Annotated in this window: 1 protein-coding gene; it reads right to left on the bottom strand. The window is 42.9% G+C overall.

All coding sequences use genetic code 11. From position 1 onward, the window contains the following. The coding region (locus tag ESP02_RS13185; protein ID WP_146926087.1) for a LysM peptidoglycan-binding domain-containing protein at positions 1-576 on the bottom strand (576 nt) is incomplete at its 3' end. Between the last annotated feature and the right edge of the window lie 63 nt (positions 577-639).

The following is a 639-nucleotide window of genomic DNA, read 5'->3' as shown; positions in this document are numbered from 1 at the left end:
AACATATTGTTCTGCCACTTTTTCTTGGTTCGCAGCAGAGTAGTCACCATTTAAGTAAGAAGAATCTAGTTGGTAACGTCCGATGTAGCGTCCGTTCGTTGCTGTGTAAGAACCGCTTGATTCTTTTTGTGCGATCCATTCTTTTGCAGAACTTGTGCTTGCTGGAGCCGCAGCTGTTTCTGTTGCAGCAGGAGCAGGTTGTGTTTCAGCAACAGGTGCTGCTGGTGTTTCCGTTTGAACCGTTTCTTGTACAACAGGTTGTTCAGCTTGAACAGGTTCAGCTTGGACTGGTGCTTCTTGAACGGCTGCTTGAGGTTCAGCAGCTGCTTGTGCAGAGCCTTCTGTTGGAATCGTTAATTGTTGTCCTGAGTAGATCAGGTTAATGTCAGAAATTGAATTTGATTCTGCAATGGCATTGATCAAGGAGTTGTCACCAACGTATTTTTGAGAAATCGCTGATAGAGTATCACCTGATTGAACGGTATAAGCTTCGTCCGCATGAGCAGTCGTTCCCATGAAGAATGCAGCACCGGCAGCCAAAGTTGTTCCAAAAAGTAAAGTTTTAAGTGATGTCATGAAAAATCTCCTTTATTCGTTAAAAAGTTTTATTTGTTGTGTTCAACGAGGAATACTTTAACA

Source organism: Enterococcus sp. NBRC 3427 (assembly GCF_007996925.1).
GTDB classification, from domain to species: domain Bacteria; phylum Bacillota; class Bacilli; order Lactobacillales; family Enterococcaceae; genus Enterococcus_B; species Enterococcus_B lactis.
The sequence above is the reverse complement of the archived record's forward strand: the minus strand, read 5'-3'. Positions and strand labels throughout refer to the sequence as shown.